Source organism: Aequorivita echinoideorum, from assembly GCF_018476645.1.
GTDB lineage: Bacteria > Bacteroidota > Bacteroidia > Flavobacteriales > Flavobacteriaceae > Aequorivita > Aequorivita echinoideorum.
In genome coordinates this window covers 135225-154867 of the sequence record NZ_JAHCTB010000003.1, presented here as the reverse complement: position 1 = coordinate 154867, position 19643 = coordinate 135225, and the positions used below count along the sequence as shown (strand labels likewise).

The following is a 19643-nucleotide window of genomic DNA, read 5'->3' as shown; positions in this document are numbered from 1 at the left end:
CTATTATTATTCAAACAAATTATTTGGTGATATTATTTTTATTTGGAAGAACTTAAACACATAACAGCAATTCAAATATTAGAGCAAAAAGGCACAAATAGTGTTCCTTTCCTTGTTTTATGTGATGATGGCGAAATGTATATAGCCAAGTCAATTTTCAAATCTCATCCACCATTTGAAGATTTAATAAATGAAATTTTAGGTGTTTATTTTTTGGAATTAATGCAAGTAAATACCATAAAATCTTGTCTTATTAAAATTCCACAGGAAGTTTTTGAAACTTTTAAAATTACCGATAAGAAGTATGATAACAGGTATAACAATTTTCAGTTTGAAGATATGTTATTTTTTGGTTCTTTATATCAATTAACAACCACAGAGGTGGAATTGTATAATACAACACTTAAAAATAAGTTTGATTATAATAAGTATGTAAATCCTTTGGACTTTATAAAAATTGGTGTTTTTGATTATTGGATTGGTAATATGGATAGAAGAGGAAGTAATCCAAATATTTTGATAGATGAAACTGCTAATGGTAGATTTAAATTTTTGCCTATTGACCACACATATCTTTACGGTTATCAAAGCCAATATAAAGCTTTACGTCTATCATTAATGTCTAATCCTAATCCTAAAAGCATTCTAAAAACACCTATGTCAAAAAGTATTCTTAACTTTGCCGACTCAAAAATTATCAGTAACTTTCACAATATTATATTTGAAAGTTTTAATGATATTTTAGATAATATTGATTTTGTGTTTGAGCAAGTTCCAAATTCATTTGGATTAAGTAAAAAGGGCAAAAAAAAGATAAAAGAAATTTTATCAAATCAAGAAAGAAATAAAGAAGTATCAAGAATGTACTTCAATTATAAATGATGAAATCATACTACAGTATAATCCGCTTTGTTAACAATCCTCTAAGTAAGGAAAACCTCGCTATTGGTATGATTTTAATTTCTGGTAATGAAGTTTATTATAAATTCTCAAAAGAAAAAATAGCTTTATCCCATAAAATCAATAACTCGAATAGTAAATTATTAGATTATACTATTAAGAAAATTTCAGATTTTATTGATTTTCAATTGAAAGAGGAAGTTTCCTTATTTTCTAAGGATGTTTCTGTTAATTTAGAGTATTTAAATAGGTTGTCAATCTATAACAATGGTTTTATCCAATTTGATAATCCTTCTGTTTTACATATGTCTATAAATTCATCTAGCTTCAATGATTTTTTCAAAAAATATATAGAACTTAATCTTAAACCACAAAAAAAGCAGATAGTAGATAAGGCTTTCAATAGAACTATAAAAAAGGTATTTTTTGACCCATTAAAAGATGTAATTGATTTAAATTACAAAGTAAAAAAAGAACAGATACCGAACCTTTTTTTCGATTATACTTTAGATGGTATTGGTGTTAATGGAAGTGTTTACTCTGTCAAGTCAATAGATTTAAATTCAGAAAAACCAATAGATATAATTAGACGTGAAATTTCAGATTTAGAGAGTTTGAATTACCGTCTTGATTTATTTAGTAAAGAATATTCTTTAGATGAAGATAACGCTAATCATTATCTTGTAATCGACCCCTATAAAGGTTCTAAATCATCGTACCATAAGTTGTATGAAATTTTAATGGAGCAAAAGGAAGGGGATTATCCATACTCAATAATCGATACGAATTATTTACCGACCGTAACTTCTAAAATAAAAAATTCTGAATCTATTACTAAATTCTCGGATTTTATTGAAAGTATGAATTGATCCTTTAGAATAAATTCCAGAATAATATTAAGATGAAAGGGCAGGTAAAGCGGTGTTCGTCAGTCGTTCCGTTTTGTTCCGCAAAAACATATCTGCAAGCCACTTCGTTCTTCCGTCAACCATTGCGAACGCAGTGAAGCAATCTTTCCAATTATGCATTCGGAACCACTAAGGCTTGCATATACCATAAATAGTACCGCTGCGGCGACACGTCCTCGCTGGCACTATTTATTTGTTTTGCTTCACACACTGCTCTCCTTCCTCACCCGTGGCTACTCCATACCCCCAAACCCTAATAAGGTGTTCGCTATCGCTCACCACTTTTTTATTGGGGGTCTGCCGCCACTTGTTAATTGTGCGAGCCTGCGGGTCGCTTCGGGCTAATCGGGCTGTCACGATTTTTGCAATCCCATTTACCTACAGTCGCTTCGTTTCCCTCATTCGTGCCTCATTCCCTCAACTCAGCCACTTTCGGCAACGCGCGCAAGAGTAGCTCATTCTCTTCACTACACGAGCCTACGTACCTCCATTACGCAATACAATTTTAACACCTTAAAATCATATTGAATACTATAAGCAAACTTTAATACCAGAATACTTATAGCGCTCGAGTATTGCTCCATTACGGCCTCCGGCATCGTTTCGCTACGTTCAATCGCTACCCTTGCCTTTCCCAACGCCGAAGCAAAAAATCGCGCCAGCCCTGCCGTAAACGGTAGGCGTCTGCCGCCCTCCTCCCTCGGGCTTCTGCAGCCACCACCCTTGCTCCGCTCGCAGGCGGCTCGCGCCTTTTAGATTACCTGCTAAATACGTCACACAAAAAATATAATTCTGATTTTTAATTCTAAAATTCTGTATTTTAGTAGTCTATGATACGATTATTTTTATTTACATTTTTAATAATCTACAATGCTGTGCTATTTAGCCAGAATAAACAATGTGCTTATTCAGCGGAACAGCCTGTCTGTTTAGAAACAAATAAGGATTCAATTTCGTTATCTTTCAAGGCAATTAATTCTAACAATAAAAGAGTAGGTTTTGAATTTAAAAATACAATTGATTCATATTATGTATTGTATAAATATTCACTAGATGCCTTCAAAGTAAAACCAAAAGATGGATTTATGTTGCAGTTTGAAAACGACCACATTGTTATTCTTTATTCAGCAAACAAAATATCTTTTTTATTGTATCAAAATAACAATTTAGACAATTATTATATTTCTCCATCTTTATCAAAAGAACAAGTAAACATTTTATTTAAACCTGCTTATTGTCTTCTGCGCATTTAATAGTCTCTCAACAGCTGAACACATTCAATTTTATTGAAGCGTTATATCTACCACCTAAAATCAAGTCTATCCAATCATCAATTTAGATAAAAGCAAAAAACTCCAACATAAAGCAAAGGTACAGGCGTGCGGATGCGAGAGCTGCAAGGGTTCGCTTCGCCTGTTTTAAAAAAAAATCTCCACCCTCGCTTTTTGCTTGCATTAGCATTTTCACTCTTATTAAAATTTAGTCTGTGCCTGTTCATTTTGAAAATAAAACACGGGTAGTATTTTTTTTTACAGCCCTTGCATCAATCGCACCGATCCTGTGGCATAAGGCATTATGTTCAAGTTTTTATTTAGAGTCCGTTTAGGCAGCCGGTGGTTGCTGGCGGGCATACGCACCTCGGGCAGTCCGTTCTTCATTGGTGTGCATTACGTAGGCTTCAAAGAGTATACGGTGCGCATCTTTTGGTTAGAGTGCTGCCTCACAGAGCTCCCTTTTTAGGGGGCTCTTTTTTTAATCATTTTTCGAAAAATTATCTTTAAAGTAACTTCAAAGAAAAAATATGAAAACAAAAACAATTGAAATTACAGAAGTAACAGTTGATGAATTAGCCGATAAAGTAGCTGACAAATTACTCGAAAAAATCAAGAATTATATTGAAGACTTAGCTTCAAACGAAAATGATATCTTTCTAACAAGAACAGAAACAGCCGAATATCTAAAAGTTGACCCATCCACCCTTTGGAATTGGACCAACAAAGGCAAACTCAAAAGCTATGGATTGGGAAACAGGCGATATTACAACAAAAAGGAGATAATCGATTTATTAAGAAAAAACGAAGTACGGCATCGATAAATACGCTATCGAAGAAATTTATTCGGATGCTTCCTTAAATATTCATCGGCCAAATTTCCGAGGTCCTTATTGGTCCAACATTTATTTTCCAATACCCATTTATCAATTTCAACCTTATCGAAATACAATCGTTTACCTCTTTTGGAATGTGGTATTTCACGACTGCTTGTTAATTTGTAGATACAGGATATGGAAAGATCTAAATAGGCAGCAACAGTATGCGTAGTCATAACTTTTGGGGTAATTTCAATAATATCCGATACCCTTCCGGTATTGACGACTTTCTCTAAAAGATTTTCAATCCGCTGAAGTCTTTCATTCAGTATTACAAAAGGATTTTCCATAGTCTCTATAAGATTAAATTAAAAATATAACAGGAAGATGCCCTTCTTTTTGATTATTACTTCCCGCACCCTGCATAAAAAATTGGCAAAACAAGGTAAACGGGGATAATCAAGTGCCTAAAGGGCTAATATGAATAAAACGTTCATTCTAATAAGTAAATTGCAGCTCAAGAAGTAAGGTCAAATCCTTATTTAGTCCGTACCAAGTCCGAATGAGTATTAATTAAAAATTGTTATATGTTATGGGAAAAATAGCCCAAGGAATTTTAGGAGGACTATCTGGAAAGGTAGGAAATGTTATTGGTGGTAATTGGAAAGGTATTGATTACTTAAGGATTAAACCTTCTAGTGTTGCAAATCCAAGAACAGTCGGACAGGTAAACCAAAGAAACAAGTTTACGGTAACGTTAGAATTCTTGCAGCCTAATCTTGCATTCGTGCAGAAAGGTTATAAGAACTATGCGGTGAAAATGACACAGTTTAATGCGGCTATGTCTTATGTTTTGAATAACGCTATTATAGGAGTAGAGCCAGACTTCAGTGTTGACTATCCAACAGCATTTTTAAGTAGAGGTAATTTATCAGGAGCTTTAAATCCAAGTACAGATTTAGCTACTCCCGGCGAAGTAACCTTTGCCTGGGATGATAACTCTGCTGAAGGAAATGCAAATACAACTGACAAAGCAATGTTGTTAGTTTACAATCCCACTAAGAAAGAATCCATTTCTCAATTAGAGGGCGCTGATAGAACAGTTGGAACAGACACCGTAATTATCCCATCAACCTATGCCGGAGACACCGTAGAGTTATTTATGGCGTTTATTGCAGCTGATGGTTCAAGAGTATCGAACAGCGTTTATTTAGGTAGTGGTACGGCATCATAAAAGTGAGCCTAAATTAATAGCGAAAAGACCGTTACATTAATTTGTAGCGGTTTTTTTATTCCAACAGCGAAGAAATATTGTGGGGATAATGTGGGGATATACAGCAAATAAAAAACCCTAACTAATTGATTTCCAATCGTTAGGGTTTTATTTCAGCGGAGAAAGAGGGATTCGAACCCCCGGAGGTGTAACCCTCAACAGTTTTCAAGACTGCCGCAATCGACCACTCTGCCATTTCTCCAGTGGTACAAATAAGAGACGGTTTTTGCCAAATTGACCCCCCGATTGCTATCGGGACTGCCATTTCTCCTTTTGCGAGTGCAAATATAGAAAGCTTTTTTAATTTTGGATGTCTTTTCTTTTATTTTTTTGGAAAATAGATTTTTCGAAAAATCCCATAGATTATTCTAATTGCCACGAGAAGTTGCAGAAATATTAGAATCGTTATTTTTGTTGAAAACCAATGAATATCCTATGGCTTCGGAAATTATTGATCAGCTGAAATGGCGCTACGCCACCAAAAAATTTGACCCAAACAAAACCCTATCAGCAGAAAAATTAGATATTCTAAAACAGACATTTAATTTGACCGCTACTTCTTTTGGGCTTCAACCATTGAAAATGGTTATAGTAAGCAATCAAGAAACGAAAAACGCGCTGATGCCCCTAACTTATAACCAGAGCCAAGTTCGGGATGCATCGCACGTACTTATACTCTGCGTGGAAAGGAAAATTGATCCGCAATTTATAAAAGATCATTTCAAACTGGTTGAGGGAACACGTAAAACCTCCCGTGAAATATTGGAACCATTTGAGCAGGCATTGCTCCAGTCATTTGAAGAGAAAAATGCTGACGAAATAAAGCAATGGATGATAAATCAGGTATATTTAACGCTTGGTGCGCTACTCACGGTTTGCGCGGTGGAGAAAATTGATGCCTGCCCTATGGAAGGTTTTGAGTCAGAAAAATACGATACTTTACTCGAGTTGGATAAAATGGGCTTGCAATCTATTTTGGCGCTGCCTGTAGGTTACAGGGATGAAAGCGATTTTTTCATCAATATGAAGAAAGTTAGGCGCGGAGTGGAGGAATTGGTTTTTGAAATAAATTGAAATTTTAATACTAAAAAACATAACTATTTATGCCCGGATTTGAGATTTTTGGCGCCGAAGAACGTAAACAGGTGAACGATGTACTGGAAACAGGAATTTTGATGCGTTACGGTTTTGACGGAATGCGCAACAGCCATTGGAAAGCAAAGGAGTTTGAAACAACCTTCGCTGAAACTATGGGTGTGGCACATTGCCAATTGGTAAGCAGTGGTACGGCAGCACTTACAGTGGCACTTGCCGCTGCAGGAATTGGCGCAGGCGATGAGGTGATTATGCCTTCGTTTACTTTTGTAGCAAGTTTTGAATCTATCTTGGCTCTTGGCGCGGTACCCATTTTGGTTGATGTAGACGATACTTTGACGCTGGATCCCAAGGCGGTAGAAGCTGCCATCACATCACGGACTAAATGTATTATGCCGGTACATATGTGTGGATCTATGGCAGATTTAAAAAAACTGAAGCAAATTTGTGAGACCCACAATTTGCTATTATTGGAAGATGCTTGTCAGGCGCTTGGCGGAACTTTTGAAGGCAAACCACTGGGGAGTTATGGAGATTTGGGTTGCTTTTCATTTGATTTTGTAAAAACCATCACGTGCGGCGAGGGTGGAGCAATAATTACCGATAACAAAAAATTTGCCATAAATGCGGATCAATATCAAGATCACGGTCACGACCACGTTGGCAAGGATCGCGGGGCGGAATCGCATCCTATATTGGGCTATAATTATAGAATATCTGAATTGAATGCTGCCGTAGGGTTGGCACAGTTGACCAAACTTGATGGCATTTTAGGCACGCAGAAAAAAAACTATGAAGTTTTAAAGGAAAATATCAAAAGTATTGAAGGTGTAACATTTAGAAGAATTCCTGAGGGCGGGGTTGAAAATTATTCGTTTCTGAATTTCTTTCTGCCTAATCAAGAAGTTGCCGAAAAAGCACATAAGGCATTTGGAGAAAACGGAATTGATAGTTGTTTTTATTGGTTCAAAAATAATTGGCATTACGTAAATGGCTGGGGTCATCTCAAAAATTTAAAATCTAGTCAATCAATTTCAACTGAAATGAAAGCGCAATTACAGGATTTAAATACAGTTGATTTTTCCCAAAGTGATTTCTGGATGGGAAGAAATATTTCTATTTTGATAAAATTGGGATGGAGCGACGAAGAAGTTTCTAAAAGAGCAGAAAATTTAAGAAAAATTTTGATAGAAATAATAAAATAACGTATTTGCCACTCCTTTTAGCAACTACATTATTTTATTGGATATTATGAATTCTATTTTTTCATTGCTTGGCAAAAAACCAGCAATTCTGCTGGTTTTTTTATGTTTTTCATTGAATCTTTTTTCGCAAAATTCTGCAGAAGTGTGGGATTTGCTTCTTCAAAATAAAAGGAAAGAAGCGCTGGAAAAAGTCAATTCCAAAAAATTTGTAAATAGTATTGATAACCTCATTTTAAAAAATATCGTAAAAAACGATAACGGAATTTTTGCAACCGATCCCAATTTTGTCCAAGAATTTATAGCCTATCCAGATTTTGAGAATTATATGTATGCCTATTGGGGCAGGCCTTTCTTATTTGATGAATATTATGAACAGGGTTTTAGCGCAAAAAATATGGCTGTGTTAAAAGCTTTTGATGATGTGGAACTAAAAAATTCCACAGTTTACAATGCATTTCACTATCTGCGTGGAATTTCATATAGAACATTTGGGAATTGGGAAATGTATGAGAAAGAAACATCAAAAATTAATTCGATAGCTATTTGGGAACATTGCGGGCTATTTGAAAATCTTAATAACAGTGGGCTCTCCATAGTATATGGACCAGAAGAAAACGCTGCTAATACTGCAGAATTTGATGCCCGAAGTATAGGTTCGGTTTCATGGTATAAACCAAATTTGAAGGAGGAAAGTGGATACCAGTTTTTCACGAATCACATAGAATATGGTTCTGGGGTAAATTATGCTCAGACTTTTATCCAGTCTCCCACCGCGCAGCGCGTTCAATTTAAATTGGGAAAAGCAGGATTGGTAAGAGTATGGTTAAATGATGTGCTCATTTTTGAAAATGAAAAAGATGTGATTACCGAAATGGATGCTTACGTAATCGCGGCCAATTTGCAACAGGGAGCCAATAGATTATTGGTGAAAGTTGCTTCGGAAGATAATACGCCTTATATAATGATGCGGGTTGAAGATGAAAATGACGCGAAAATTGATAATTTGGAATATTCCCTCTCTAAGAGAAATTACACAAAAGCTACCGAAGCTTTAGTCAATGCTGAAGTTTATGATAACAGCATCATCAGATATTTCATAAAAAGAAAGGAATCTTCAAAAGTAAATTTTCAAGATGACTTGAATCTTTTCATGGCTTATATGCGTATTTCAGATTATGAAAAAGGTAAAGAACTCATCGCCCCTTGGTTGGAAAAATATCCTGCAAGCTCTTTTTTGAAGCAATGCCTCATCACGTGCAGTATTTTCGAGAACAATGACATTCGTCAAACCGAGCTTATTAAAAACATGGAGGTTTCAGACCCAGATTATTACCTGTCCCTAATCTACAAATTGAAAAATAAGGGAGAGCTGATGAATCAAGACTTGGAGACATTTGAAAAGACCTTCAATAAAATGAAAAACGCCACAGATATAAGTTATATAAAAAATACGGCTGATATTATGGTGCAACTGCGCAAAAATCAGTTGGATTCAGTAAGAATCAACCTTCGCGCTTTATTAGATAATCCCAATACACCTTCAGCATTGCATTCTGTGTATGCTAATTTTTTCACCTCGGTATTGCAAGACGAGCCCGCAGCAATTGCTGAATATGAAAAAATTGTAACTAAATATTTAGATTACCAAGCCGTTTCACAGCTTAGCTATTTCTATCAAAAGCAAAATAGGCAGGAGGAATCCCTCGCTGCTCTTAAATCTGTTCTTGACCATTCACCCGGGGATAACAATGTGATTTATGATTACGTGGAAAGATTACATGATTTCAATAGGCACGAAGAATCTTTGCCCTACATTAACAAAGGGCTTGAAAATTTTCCATTCTCTACAGTTTTTATGCGGCTGAAAGGGGATGCGTACTTAAAAATGAACAATAAAAAGGAAGCATTGGCCAATTACGAAAAGGCGCTGATTCGCAATAGTGGCAATAAAGCTCTAAGAAAAAAGATAAATGATCTTAAAAATATCAAAGATCCACTAGAAAAATTCAGGGATAAGGATTTCTATTCATACTTAGAGAAAAACCGAAATAAGATTGCAGATAACAATTATGGCGTAAACACCCTTTTGGACGAGATCAATGTAATGGTTTATGAAAATGGCGGTGGCCGTTACCGTGGTACATATATTTATGAAGTTACTTCCTCAAAAGGAGTGGAAGAGTTGAAGGAATATAATTTACAGTTGGGAGGTGACTACACCATTTTAAAGTCTGAAATCGTTAAACCGAACAAAGCCATTGTACCTGCAGAGCGCAGCGGTTACAATTTGGTTTTTAATGAATTGGCTCCCGGGGATGTAGTTTATGTAGACTTTGAATCCACATTTTCCAGCGGCGGCAGGTTTTATCAGGATTTTATAGATACACAATCCTTTGATAGTTACTATCCTGTGGTGCGTAAAACGTATCGCGTAATAACCCCAAAAAGTGACATACAGTATAAAATAACAAATGGAAATGTAGCATTCAAAAAATCCAAGATGGATGAATTCAATGTTTTTGAATGGAATCTTGAGAATACTCCCGGGATACCATTATATGAAGATTATATGCCTCCTTTCGTTGATGTATCCCGAAATCTCAATATAAGCACCATAGATTCATGGAGTGATATATCAAACTGGTATTCAGATTTGGTGCGATCACAGATTATTTATGATGCCGAAGTGAAAAAAGCATTCAATTCCATATTTCCCAACGGATACAAAAATCTAACCGAAGATGAGCGCGCCCGTAAAATCTATGAATATGTAACGGGAGATTTCACTTACAGCTATGTAAGTTTTAAACAAAGTGGTTTTGTGCCACAGAAACCTTCTAAAACTATTAAAACGAAATTGGGCGATTGCAAGGATTTTTCTACGCTATATGTAACTCTTGCAAGAGAGGCAGAGATTGATGCACAACTTGTTTTAATATTGACTTCAGATTTTGGAAAAGATGCTTTGGTGCTTCCCAGTACAGATTTTAACCATTGCATCGCAAAGGTAACTATTGATGGCAACGAACAATATCTGGAACTAACGGATAAATATTTGCCCTATAAATCATTGCCAACCTCTCTGGAAAATGCTCTTGCTTTGGAAATTCCATATTCAAGCAATGCAACAAACAATAGTTCTTTATTCATTTTAAATGATGTGGCGAGAAATGAAAATGGGGTAACTACAAATACTACGATTGAAGTAGGGGAGGAAAGTTCCAAAATTGAGCTTGTTACCACAACCAGCGGGTATTTAAGCTCTTTTTACCATTCTATGACAGATGAAAGCAACGAGACAGTTTTAAAAGAGGAAATTTACAATCAACTATTAACGCGAACAGATTCTGATATTACATTGAATTCATTCAAAATCCCTTCAGCCAAAGGAAAATCGAATGAATTTACGCTGGAAACCCAGCTTACACTAAATGAAAGAGTGAACCCAATTGGTTCCTTCAAAACATTTAAATTGCCTTATTTTTCTAACCCCTACACATCAAATATTGTGAATCTTGATAACCGAAATTATACGATAGATTACAAACAATATGAGAATGCGGATTTTTACGAAGAAAATTACGTGGTGAAAATTCCTGAGGGAACAGTCTTCATTGAAATTCCTGAAAATAAAGAATTTACTTTTGAAGACCACTCTTATAATGTGGTTTACAATAAATTAAATGAAAACGAGCTTGCAATCAAAATTAAATCGAAACCTGGCAAAAAGAATATTGTGCCAGAAAAATATCCTGAATTCAAGAAGTTCGTTAAAAATGTGCTAGATACGCGCAAGCAGTTTTTTGCGTACAAATAGACTTTAATATTTTACGTATTCAGTAATTTCAAGTCCGTAACCTATCATACCCACGCGTTTGGTTTGTTCACTATTGGAAACCAACCGTATCTTATGGATGCCCAGATCGTGCAATATTTGCGCGCCAATTCCAAAATCCTTGGCATCCATTTCAATGCGTGGTGCTTTGGCAATTTCGGCTGTGTTTTGGGCTTCTTTTAAATCCCTTAAACGGTTCAATAAATCAAGCGATTGGCTTTGTTGATTGATAAAAACAATGGCACCTTTCCCTTCATTATTGATTACATTGAACATGTCATCAAGTTTCTCATCGGCATTGTTTGTGAGGGTTCCAAGGATATCCCCATTGACCAAGGTTGCGTTAACTCGTACTAGTATCGGCTCGTCTTTTTGGAAATTTCCTTTAGTAAGCGCAATGTGTATCTGGTCGTTTGTGGTTTGTTTGTAAGCGCGAAGCCTAAAGCTTCCAAATTTTGTATTGATGGTAAAATCCTCTTTCTTTTGAATAAGTGAATCGTGTTCCATCCTGTATTTCACCAAATCTTCGATGGAAATTAATTTTAAATTGAAACGTTCTGCAACTTTTACCAATTGTGGAAGCCGTGCCATTGTTCCGTCTTCATTCAAAATTTCAACCAAGATACCAGCGGGTTTCAAGCCTGCCAAGCGGGCAAGATCTATTGCCGCCTCGGTGTGTCCGGTTCTTCTTAAAACACCGCCTTCCTTTGCACGCAAGGGAAAAATATGTCCCGGCCTACCTAAATCCCCTGGCTTTGTATCTTCCTTTACAAGAGCCTTAATGGTTTTGGAACGGTCGTGAACCGAAATTCCGGTAGTACAGCCATGGCCAATCAAATCAACAGAAACGGTAAATTGTGTATGGTGCAAAACGGTATTGTTTTCTACCATCATATTTAGGTTTAGGGCATTGCAGCGTTGCTCGGTAAGCGGGGCGCAAATGAGTCCGCGACCGTGTGTAGCCATAAAATTTATCATTTCTGGGGTAACCATCTCCGCGGCGGCTATAAAATCTCCTTCATTTTCCCGGTTTTCATCATCAACAACAATAATTACTTTTCCGTTTCTTATATCTTCAATAGCTTCTTCAATAGTATTCAGTTTAATTGAAGCATCGGTTTTCGTAGAAATCATAACTCAATTTTAAGTTTTGCAAAGATACGCAACAGTAATTAGATAGTCCTTGATTTGCGAATGGGTAAATCTATTTAGCGTCTTTCTTTTTGAAAAGTTTTGTGAAGCGTTGCGTAAACGTATCAATATCCATTATTCCTTGGTCCGTAGTGGCACGATACGTAAGCCAAATACTCAACGGAAGCATAATGAGCGTGCTCAACCAAGTTGCTATGAATGGATGCATAGTACCGTCCTCAGCGCTATTTTTGGCGAAAATCCCAATAAAATGATAGGAAAGAAATAGCAGAATGGCAACGACCATGGGCAATCCCATACCGCCTTTCCGGATAATAGCACCCAGAGGCGCACCAACAAAAAATAAAATGATGCACGCCACTCCCAGTGCATATTTTTCGTGAAGTGCAATCTCTGTTTTATTCAGTCTTTTTGTGATATTCGAAAACTCCAATTTTTTGGCATCTATAGTTTGGAGGCTTCCTTTGGCATTGTTGAGTGCCAACTTTGCTATATCCAGTTGTCTTTGGGTGTTGAAAATATCCAACAGATTTTCTGCTTTTTTGCTTACCGTATCATTTGTTGTAACGGGCGCTTTAAACCTTCCTACACCACTTCGCATGTACATATTGCTTGCGTAGGATTCTATATCTTTTGAATAGCTTTGCGAAAGGGAATCAATCTCAACCCGCAATTCGCTGATTTTGTACATATTTTGATTGTTGAGATTATTTTCCTTATCAACATCTTTGTTATTGAGTTCAGTAAGGTCGATGTTTATTGAATATTCATCAAAATAACTTTTTGCAAAAGGCATTTTTTGTTGCTTCGCAGTAGTTTTTGCCTGGATGTCTTCGTAATAATTTCCTTCTTTTAAAATCAAGGAAAGTGTATTACTCCCTTCTTGGCTTGCAAGTTCGCCATTGTTCGCGATAATAACGGTGTAATTTCCGTTGGGGCTTCCTTCCGTTTTTTTGTGGATTACTACATCCTTTAAATATTGATCCCTATCGCCACTTTTTTCTTCAACCTTAATGTTGAACATATCCCCAATCTGGCTAAATTGCCCTTCAGCAATAACCATAGAGGGCTGAAATTGTGAAATATTACGACGCAAATTTTGCCATTTGTATTCAGAATAGGGGATAACATTATTGGCGAAAAAGAAGGCTGTGATGGAAAGTAGAATTATAAAGAACATGACGCTTCCCATAGCACGCTGTAGTGAAATTCCAGTGGATTTCATTGCAGCAAATTCATACTTTTCAGCGAAACTTCCAAAAACCATAAGTGATGTAACCAAAATGGTGAGCGGAAGAACTAGCGGAATCAATCGTGGGCTTACATACCATAAAAATTTCAGAACAATAAATACATCGAGGTCCTTTCCGGCGAGTTCGGCGATGTAAAGCCAAATGGTCTGCAGGACGAATATGAACATTAAAATAATGAAGACGCTCAAAAACGTCTTCAAATAAGTAACTAATATATATCTGTCCAGTATTTTCACCGAAACGCTATTAAATCCTGTTTATGTAGTAGCCGTCCTTTTTATATTTGGCTTCGTCAAAAGTAAACAAGGTCTTGGAAACAGGCTGGTTTGTTTTAAATGAATTTACCGTAAGCGTATATTTGGTGCCGTTGGCATCCGTCTGTATGAGCTTGTATATATGTTTCGTCTGCACATCAATTCCCAAGAGAATATCCTTGATTTCGGCTTTTGGATCAATGGGAATCAATTTTATAAATTGAATTTTTCTACCCTTTATATTTTGCTCTATGTCCATTTTATAATTGTATCCCTTTTCATAAAAGGTAAGCATTTTTGAAGGTGTTATTTCTTTATCGTCCAAAGGATTGTATTTTGAAATTGTTACTTCCTCATCCTCCGGAACAACGGTATAAATATTCTTTCCGTCAAAAACCCTGGTAGTCCCAAGCATATTGAGTACATATTTATCACCTTGAAGTGTAACGTCGCCACGGGTTTCCTGATTTACATTTTCCTTGGAATTATTTAAATTGTATTTGAAATCTATTGTAATGTTGTCATAACTTTTCGCTTTTGCCGAGACTTCCTTCAATAGATTTTTTGCGTCCTGTGCCTGAAGCATTGCTGTTGCAAAAAACGCGATACAAATAATAAGAGCTTTTTTCATTTCAGTTTTATTTATTTTCATCAACTTTTAAATTCTTAATGGGAAAAATTTAATTCAAATTTTCACTAACTCGTGGGCATTTCATTTTCCAAAAGCTGGTTCAAGGCATCGATTGTTGGTACGAGCACCTGTCTCGCTTTGCTGCCTTCAAAGGGACCTACAATTCCTGCCGCTTCCAGTTGGTCAATAATTCGCCCAGCGCGATTGTAACCAAGTTTTAGTTTTCGTTGCAGAAGTGAGGCAGAACCTTGTTGGGCTATTACCAGTACTTCTGCGGCTTCGCGAAACATTTTATCACGATCGTCGATGTTAATATCAAGATTTGTGCCACCTTCCTCCCCAGAATATTCTGGTAAAAGGTATGCATCAGAATACGCTTTTTGTGCCCCAATATATTCTGTAATATCGGCAACTTCGGGGGTATCAACAAACGCACATTGAATTCGCGTGAGATCGTTTCCTTGGGTGTATAGCATATCTCCACGGCCAATTAATTGATCTGCCCCAGAATTATCGAGGATGGTGCGCGAATCAATTTTACTGGTTACCCTAAAAGCAATACGCGCTGGAAAGTTCGCTTTGATAATTCCTGTTATCACATTTACCGAAGGCCGCTGGGTTGCAACAATCAAGTGAATACCAATAGCCCGTGCTAGCTGTGCCAGTCTAGCAATGGGCGTTTCCACTTCTTTGCCCGCAGTCATAATTAAATCTGCAAATTCATCAATCACCAAAACTATGTAAGGCAAAAAGTGGTGGCCCTCATTTGGGTTTAATTTTCTGTTTTTGAACTTCGTGTTGTATTCCTTAATATTCCGCACCATCGCATCCTTTAGCAAATCATAACGGGTGTCCATTTCGATGCAAAGGGAATTGAGTGTGTTGATAACTTTAGTGGTATCGGTAATAATTGCTTCCTCGTTATCGGGAAGTTTAGCCAAAAAGTGTCTTTCAATTTTATTGAAGAGTGTTAGCTCCACCTTTTTTGGATCAACCAAAACAAATTTCACTTCGGCAGGATGTTTTTTGTATAAAAGAGAAGTTAATACGGCATTCAATCCAACCGACTTTCCTTGACCGGTAGCTCCCGCCATCAGCATATGCGGCATTTTTGCAAGGTCCACAACAAACGTTTCGTTGCTGATGGTCTTCCCAAAAGCAATGGGCAATTCCATTTCAGCATTTTGAAATTTTGGCGAGGCAATAACTGAGCGCATCGATACAACGCGCGCGTTTTTATTGGGAACTTCAATACCAATGGTTCCCCGCCCGGGTATGGGGGCGATAATACGAATTCCCAACGCGGAAAGGGAAAGGGCAATATCGTCTTCCAAATTTTTTATTTTTGAAATACGCACTCCCGCATCTGGCACAATTTCATACAGCGTTACCGTTGGTCCCACGGTAGCTTTGATGTTCGCGATACCTATTTTGTAATTATTGAGGGTATCAACAATATTATTTTTATTTTCCTCCAGCTCCTCTTGGTCAATGGTTATTCCGCCATTGCCTACAGTATGGTCACGTAAAAGCTCAATAGTTGGGAATTTATATTTGCTCAGCTCCAGTCTGGGATCAAATTCGCCGTAATCCTTTACCAGTTTTTCACTGAAATTCTCTTCCAAAACTTCTTCCTCGGCAGCTTGTTCCACTTCCATTTCTACGTCGCCCTCCACATCAGATTTCAAAATAATTTTTTCAAGAACAGCTTTTTCTTCCACGGATTCTTCCATTACAATTGGCTTGGAAATAGGTTCTTCTTCCGTCTTGGGCACCGGTTTTTCTGAAATATCTTTTTTAGTTGAAACTGGTTCCGTAACTGTTGCTTTAGTTTCAGTCTCCGAAACCGGCGTTGCAAATTCTTCGGCAATATTCTTCTTTGAAGATTTAAGGGCAGCGATCACTTTTTCGGGAGTCAATTTTAAGCGAACCACCAAATAAACTACCATTACAAAGGTCATAAATAAAATGGCACCCAAAAGACCGAGATAATCCTGAAGCAAATCATTGGTTTCAAAACCTATTATTCCACTTAAGAGTGTGGTTTTTTCGCCAAAAAAACCAAAGAATATGGAAATCCAAATCATTAACAGAATCCCCCAAAACCAAAATTTCACCAATTGTGATTTTACATAATCGAAAAAGAAATAAACTCCAGTAAGCGTTACAAGAAATGCAATAATGAAAGAAGAGACCCCGAAGCCATCGTAGATAAAAAAATTGCCAACATTGGCACCAAATTTATTGAGCCAATTCTCCGCCGGAAGATCGCGCTCACCCAAAATGCCAAGATTGCTTTGGTCCGCCTGCCACGTAAAAAAGTAAGATATAAATGAAAAAATAAGCGCGAGGCCCAACAGAAAAAGAAAACTGCCCAACAGAATTTTTTGCTGTCTTGAAAGCGAAAAATTAATTTTTTTACGAGGTTCCTTAGGTGTTTGTTTCTTTTTTTTGGCCATTAATGAAGCGGTTGTCTTTCAGCAAAAGTACAAATATCAACTTGGAAAATTTATAATTTCAAAAAAACAAATTCCAAATAAAACCGTAGAATCTATAACTTGGGAATGTAGATGATGCAACCAATGATAACGGCCGTTACCGCAGCAAAAAATACCGCGCCGGCCGCTATATCTTTTATAAACCCAATTTTATTGTGGAAATCCGGGTGCACAAAATCTGCAATTTCCTCTGCGGCGGTATTCAGTCCTTCAATGCTCATTATCAAACCAATAGCGAAAATCTGAAACATCCATTCTGTTGCCGAGATGTTAAAATAAAATCCTGCAATTGTCACGAGGATTGCAATAACAAATTGCACTTGAATGCTTGCCTCGGTTGAAAGTAAAAGCCAAGCACCCTTAAGCGCAAAGGCACAACCTTTAAGGCGTTTCCCCAAAAAGGTATTCCACATAATTATAATAATGTTTTCAGGGCAGATAGATAATCTGGTTCTTCCCCAATATCTGGCACTTGTTGAGAATACATAACTGTTCCATCTTCATCTACCACCACAACGGCGCGGGAAAGAAGCCCTTTCATGGGACTGTTCATCATTTCTACACCATAATTTTTTCCGAAGCTACCATCACGAAAATCGGATAGATTGGTAACGTTTTCCAATTCTTCATCGCTTACGAACCGTTTTTGAGCAAAGGGTAAATCTTTTGAGATGCATAAAACCTTGGTGTTTTTAAGACCGGAAGCTTTTTCGTTGAATTTTCGAACCGAGGTCGCACACACATTTGTGTCAATACTTGGGAAGATATTCATGATTACACGACTGCCTTTGTAATCTGAAAGGTTTTTTTCAGAAAGGTCTTGAGCGGTTAAATTGAAATCTGGCGCTTTTTCTCCTTTTTTCGGAAGGGTTCCAGAAGTTTCAACGTTATTTTCGCCTAATTTGATGGTTGACATAGTTTCTAATTTTTTTAATGAGGTTTAAAATTAGTAAATGACTTTCATTAATATTCCAAAAGACTTCATAAAGGTTACGTGGGATTTTTTCAGAAAATTGAATTGGCAAAAATCAAATTTTGGATTTTATCCTTTTGAAGAATATACCGTTGAAATCTGTCTGATTTTAATTCTGAAAGCAGCAAATAATAACGTTGTGAAAGGGCTCAGCCAATTGAAAAAAGCGTATCCCGCATACGATAAGGTATCTACGCCCAAAACGCCACTTTGGTAGGCGCCGCAAGTATTCCAAGGCACCAAAACCGAAGTCACCGTACCAGAATCCTCCAAAGTCCTACTCAAATTTTCTGGCGCCAAACCTTTATCACGGAAAGCTTTTGCATACATTTTCCCAGGAACAACTATTGCCAAATATTGATCGCTCGCTGTTACATTCAGCGCGAGGCAACTTATAACGGTGCTTGCAAAAAGCCCAAAAGTGGTGTGAAATAATGTCAATAAAGCTTTACTGATTGCAGCAAGCGCACCTATGGCATCCATAATTCCACCAAAAACCATAGCGCATAAAATGAGCCAGATGGTATTTAACATACCAGACATGCCACCCGCTGAAAACAAATCTTTTAGGGCTTCATTATCCGTAGGTATTGCGGTATCTACCGTTATGGCGTTCATAATTCCTTTGTAGCCATTTTCAAACGTAAGCGAAGTTCCGCCATCTCCAATTGCTGCAACAATTTCTGGCTGAAAAATGAGTGCCGCGACTCCACCAAGTAGTGTTCCTATCAACAAAGCGATTAAAGGCGATGTTTTCTTCACGATAAGAAAAATTACAATGGCGGGAACCAGAAAGAGCCAAGGGCTAATGTTGATTGCGTCTGTTACAGCTTGTAAGATTAAATGCGTGTCTGCGGTACCTGTGGTATCCAAATTAAATCCCAAAATTATGAATACGAGTAGTGTTACTGTGATGGTGGGAATAGTTGTATAAAGCATATATTTTATATGCGTAAAAAGATCAGTTCCCGCCATGGCCGGCGCCAAATTGGTAGTGTCACTAAGCGGTGAAATTTTATCGCCAAAATATGCGCCGGACAATATCGCTCCCGCCGTCATCCCCAAAGGAATATTCAATGCATCCGCAATACCAATTAATGCTATACCCACAGTGGCAGAAGTGGTCCAACTGCTCCCGGTAGCTATTGAAATTATAGCACAAATAATTACACACGAAGCCAAAAAAATGGTTGGATTTAATATTTGGAGTCCGTAATAAATCATAGTAGGGATAATGCCACTTATAAGCCACGTTCCGGCAAGCGCGCCAACCATCAATAAAATGAGGATAGCGCCTGCGGTAGATTTAATGTTCTCCGCAACCTCTTCCATCATTTGGTCAAAACTTACTTTATTAAATAAGCCAACAATGGCCGCAACCGCAGCTCCCATTAAGAGAATAAACTGATTGCTCCCGTCGAGAGCGGCATCGCCAAATGCAAAAAAAACATTATAAAAAAGCATGATCACCAAAGCAAAAACCGGAATCAAAGCTTCCCAAATGTTGAGTTCCCTGTTTTCAACAACGGGTTCATTTTGGGGGTCTTTTGGTTTTATATCTTGGCTTTGCATAGGGA

At 37.2% G+C, this 19643-nt stretch carries 17 protein-coding genes and 1 tRNA gene; 8 read left to right on the top strand and 10 right to left on the bottom strand.

The window, feature by feature from the left end; all coding sequences use genetic code 11:
* Window positions 1–42 precede the first annotated feature (42 nt).
* Together KIV10_RS07540 and KIV10_RS07535 are read left to right on the top strand one after the other, a co-directional pair.
* Window positions 43–882 carry a HipA family kinase gene (locus tag KIV10_RS07540; protein ID WP_214112904.1) on the top strand — a complete coding sequence of 280 codons (840 nt, stop codon included), beginning with the start codon at window positions 43–45 and terminating at the stop codon, window positions 880–882.
* Entirely contained in the window at window positions 882–1769 is an 888-nt protein-coding gene (locus tag KIV10_RS07535; protein WP_214112903.1) for a hypothetical protein, read from the top strand. The genes KIV10_RS07540 and KIV10_RS07535 overlap by 1 nt, the downstream gene beginning before the upstream one ends.
* A gap of 228 nt (window positions 1770–1997) precedes the next feature.
* Here the strand turns inward: KIV10_RS07535 and KIV10_RS07530 are convergent, their stop codons facing one another.
* The gene (locus KIV10_RS07530) at window positions 1998–2165 is read right to left on the bottom strand and encodes a hypothetical protein (protein WP_214112902.1); all 168 of its coding nucleotides are present in this window, start codon (window positions 2163–2165) and stop codon (window positions 1998–2000) included.
* 473 nt (window positions 2166–2638) lie between these two features.
* Between KIV10_RS07530 and KIV10_RS07525 the strand changes: the two genes are divergently transcribed.
* Window positions 2639–3061 (top strand): hypothetical protein, encoded by a 423-nt coding sequence (locus tag KIV10_RS07525; protein WP_214112901.1) that lies wholly within the window; start codon window positions 2639–2641, stop codon window positions 3059–3061.
* A gap of 548 nt (window positions 3062–3609) precedes the next feature.
* On the top strand, window positions 3610–3903 hold the full coding sequence (locus KIV10_RS07520) for a helix-turn-helix domain-containing protein (RefSeq protein WP_214112900.1): 294 nt from the start codon (window positions 3610–3612) through the stop codon (window positions 3901–3903).
* Between the two features lie 5 nt (window positions 3904–3908).
* On the opposite strand, the gene KIV10_RS07515 is transcribed toward KIV10_RS07520, so the two are convergent.
* Window positions 3909–4247, bottom strand: coding sequence for a helix-turn-helix domain-containing protein (locus KIV10_RS07515; RefSeq protein WP_214112899.1), 339 nt, complete (start codon window positions 4245–4247; stop codon window positions 3909–3911).
* Between the two features lie 242 nt (window positions 4248–4489).
* Here KIV10_RS07515 and KIV10_RS07510 point away from each other — a divergent pair, with 242 nt between their 5' ends.
* Window positions 4490–5131 (top strand): DUF6266 family protein, encoded by a 642-nt coding sequence (locus tag KIV10_RS07510; RefSeq protein ID WP_214112898.1) that lies wholly within the window; start codon window positions 4490–4492, stop codon window positions 5129–5131.
* 156 nt (window positions 5132–5287) lie between these two features.
* Here KIV10_RS07510 and KIV10_RS07505 read toward each other — a convergent pair.
* Window positions 5288–5372, bottom strand: a tRNA-Ser gene (locus KIV10_RS07505).
* A 233-nt stretch (window positions 5373–5605) separates the two neighbouring features.
* Here KIV10_RS07505 and KIV10_RS07500 point away from each other — a divergent pair.
* Genes KIV10_RS07500 through KIV10_RS07490 form a run of 3 tightly spaced genes read left to right on the top strand, consistent with a single transcriptional unit; the run spans window position 5606 to window position 11287 of the window.
* On the top strand, window positions 5606–6244 hold the full coding sequence (locus tag KIV10_RS07500; RefSeq protein WP_214112897.1) for an NAD(P)H-dependent oxidoreductase: 639 nt from the start codon (window positions 5606–5608) through the stop codon (window positions 6242–6244).
* 29 nt (window positions 6245–6273) lie between these two features.
* A complete protein-coding gene (locus KIV10_RS07495) occupies window positions 6274–7470 on the top strand; it encodes a DegT/DnrJ/EryC1/StrS family aminotransferase (RefSeq protein ID WP_214112896.1) in 1197 nt (398 codons plus the stop codon).
* 46 nt (window positions 7471–7516) lie between these two features.
* The gene (locus KIV10_RS07490) at window positions 7517–11287 is read left to right on the top strand and encodes a transglutaminase domain-containing protein (RefSeq protein ID WP_214112895.1); all 3771 of its coding nucleotides are present in this window, start codon (window positions 7517–7519) and stop codon (window positions 11285–11287) included.
* A gap of 3 nt (window positions 11288–11290) precedes the next feature.
* On the opposite strand, the gene ribB is transcribed toward KIV10_RS07490, so the two are convergent.
* The 7 genes from ribB to nhaC form a co-directional block, all read right to left on the bottom strand.
* Complete coding sequence (gene ribB / locus KIV10_RS07485; RefSeq protein ID WP_214112894.1) at window positions 11291–12439, bottom strand: 3,4-dihydroxy-2-butanone-4-phosphate synthase; 1149 nt, start codon at window positions 12437–12439, stop codon at window positions 11291–11293.
* 70 nt (window positions 12440–12509) lie between these two features.
* Window positions 12510–13946 (bottom strand): LptF/LptG family permease, encoded by a 1437-nt coding sequence (locus tag KIV10_RS07480; protein ID WP_214112893.1) that lies wholly within the window; start codon window positions 13944–13946, stop codon window positions 12510–12512.
* Window positions 13947–13956: 10 nt separating this feature from the next.
* The gene (locus KIV10_RS07475) at window positions 13957–14595 is read right to left on the bottom strand and encodes a LolA family protein (protein ID WP_214112892.1); all 639 of its coding nucleotides are present in this window, start codon (window positions 14593–14595) and stop codon (window positions 13957–13959) included.
* A 65-nt stretch (window positions 14596–14660) separates the two neighbouring features.
* A complete protein-coding gene (locus KIV10_RS07470; RefSeq protein WP_214112891.1) occupies window positions 14661–17054 on the bottom strand; it encodes an FtsK/SpoIIIE family DNA translocase in 2394 nt (797 codons plus the stop codon).
* 92 nt (window positions 17055–17146) lie between these two features.
* Complete coding sequence (locus tag KIV10_RS07465) at window positions 17147–17506, bottom strand: diacylglycerol kinase family protein (RefSeq protein WP_214112890.1); 360 nt, start codon at window positions 17504–17506, stop codon at window positions 17147–17149.
* 2 nt (window positions 17507–17508) lie between these two features.
* The gene (tpx, locus tag KIV10_RS07460) at window positions 17509–18009 is read right to left on the bottom strand and encodes a thiol peroxidase (protein ID WP_214112889.1); all 501 of its coding nucleotides are present in this window, start codon (window positions 18007–18009) and stop codon (window positions 17509–17511) included.
* A gap of 126 nt (window positions 18010–18135) precedes the next feature.
* Window positions 18136–19638 (bottom strand): Na+/H+ antiporter NhaC, encoded by a 1503-nt coding sequence (gene nhaC, locus KIV10_RS07455; RefSeq protein WP_214112888.1) that lies wholly within the window; start codon window positions 19636–19638, stop codon window positions 18136–18138.
* Between the last annotated feature and the right edge of the window lie 5 nt (window positions 19639–19643).

Bases quoted from the DNA above. Each gene is read 5' to 3' on its own strand.
- KIV10_RS07535 (WP_214112903.1), top strand. From the start codon at position 882: ATGAAATCATACTACAGTATAATCCGCTTTGTTAACAATCCTCTAAGT.
- KIV10_RS07525 (WP_214112901.1), top strand. From the start codon at position 2,639: ATGATACGATTATTTTTATTTACATTTTTAATAATCTACAATGCTGTG.
- KIV10_RS07520 (WP_214112900.1), top strand. From the start codon at position 3,610: ATGAAAACAAAAACAATTGAAATTACAGAAGTAACAGTTGATGAATTA.
- KIV10_RS07515 (WP_214112899.1), bottom strand. From the start codon at position 4,247: ATGGAAAATCCTTTTGTAATACTGAATGAAAGACTTCAGCGGATTGAA.
- KIV10_RS07510 (WP_214112898.1), top strand. From the start codon at position 4,490: ATGGGAAAAATAGCCCAAGGAATTTTAGGAGGACTATCTGGAAAGGTA.
- KIV10_RS07500 (WP_214112897.1), top strand. From the start codon at position 5,606: ATGGCTTCGGAAATTATTGATCAGCTGAAATGGCGCTACGCCACCAAA.
- KIV10_RS07495 (WP_214112896.1), top strand. From the start codon at position 6,274: ATGCCCGGATTTGAGATTTTTGGCGCCGAAGAACGTAAACAGGTGAAC.
- KIV10_RS07490 (WP_214112895.1), top strand. From the start codon at position 7,517: ATGAATTCTATTTTTTCATTGCTTGGCAAAAAACCAGCAATTCTGCTG.
- ribB (WP_214112894.1), bottom strand. From the start codon at position 12,439: ATGATTTCTACGAAAACCGATGCTTCAATTAAACTGAATACTATTGAA.
- KIV10_RS07475 (WP_214112892.1), bottom strand. From the start codon at position 14,595: ATGAAAAAAGCTCTTATTATTTGTATCGCGTTTTTTGCAACAGCAATG.
- KIV10_RS07470 (WP_214112891.1), bottom strand. From the start codon at position 17,054: ATGGCCAAAAAAAAGAAACAAACACCTAAGGAACCTCGTAAAAAAATT.
- KIV10_RS07465 (WP_214112890.1), bottom strand. From the start codon at position 17,506: ATGTGGAATACCTTTTTGGGGAAACGCCTTAAAGGTTGTGCCTTTGCG.
- tpx (WP_214112889.1), bottom strand. From the start codon at position 18,009: ATGTCAACCATCAAATTAGGCGAAAATAACGTTGAAACTTCTGGAACC.
- nhaC (WP_214112888.1), bottom strand. From the start codon at position 19,638: ATGCAAAGCCAAGATATAAAACCAAAAGACCCCCAAAATGAACCCGTT.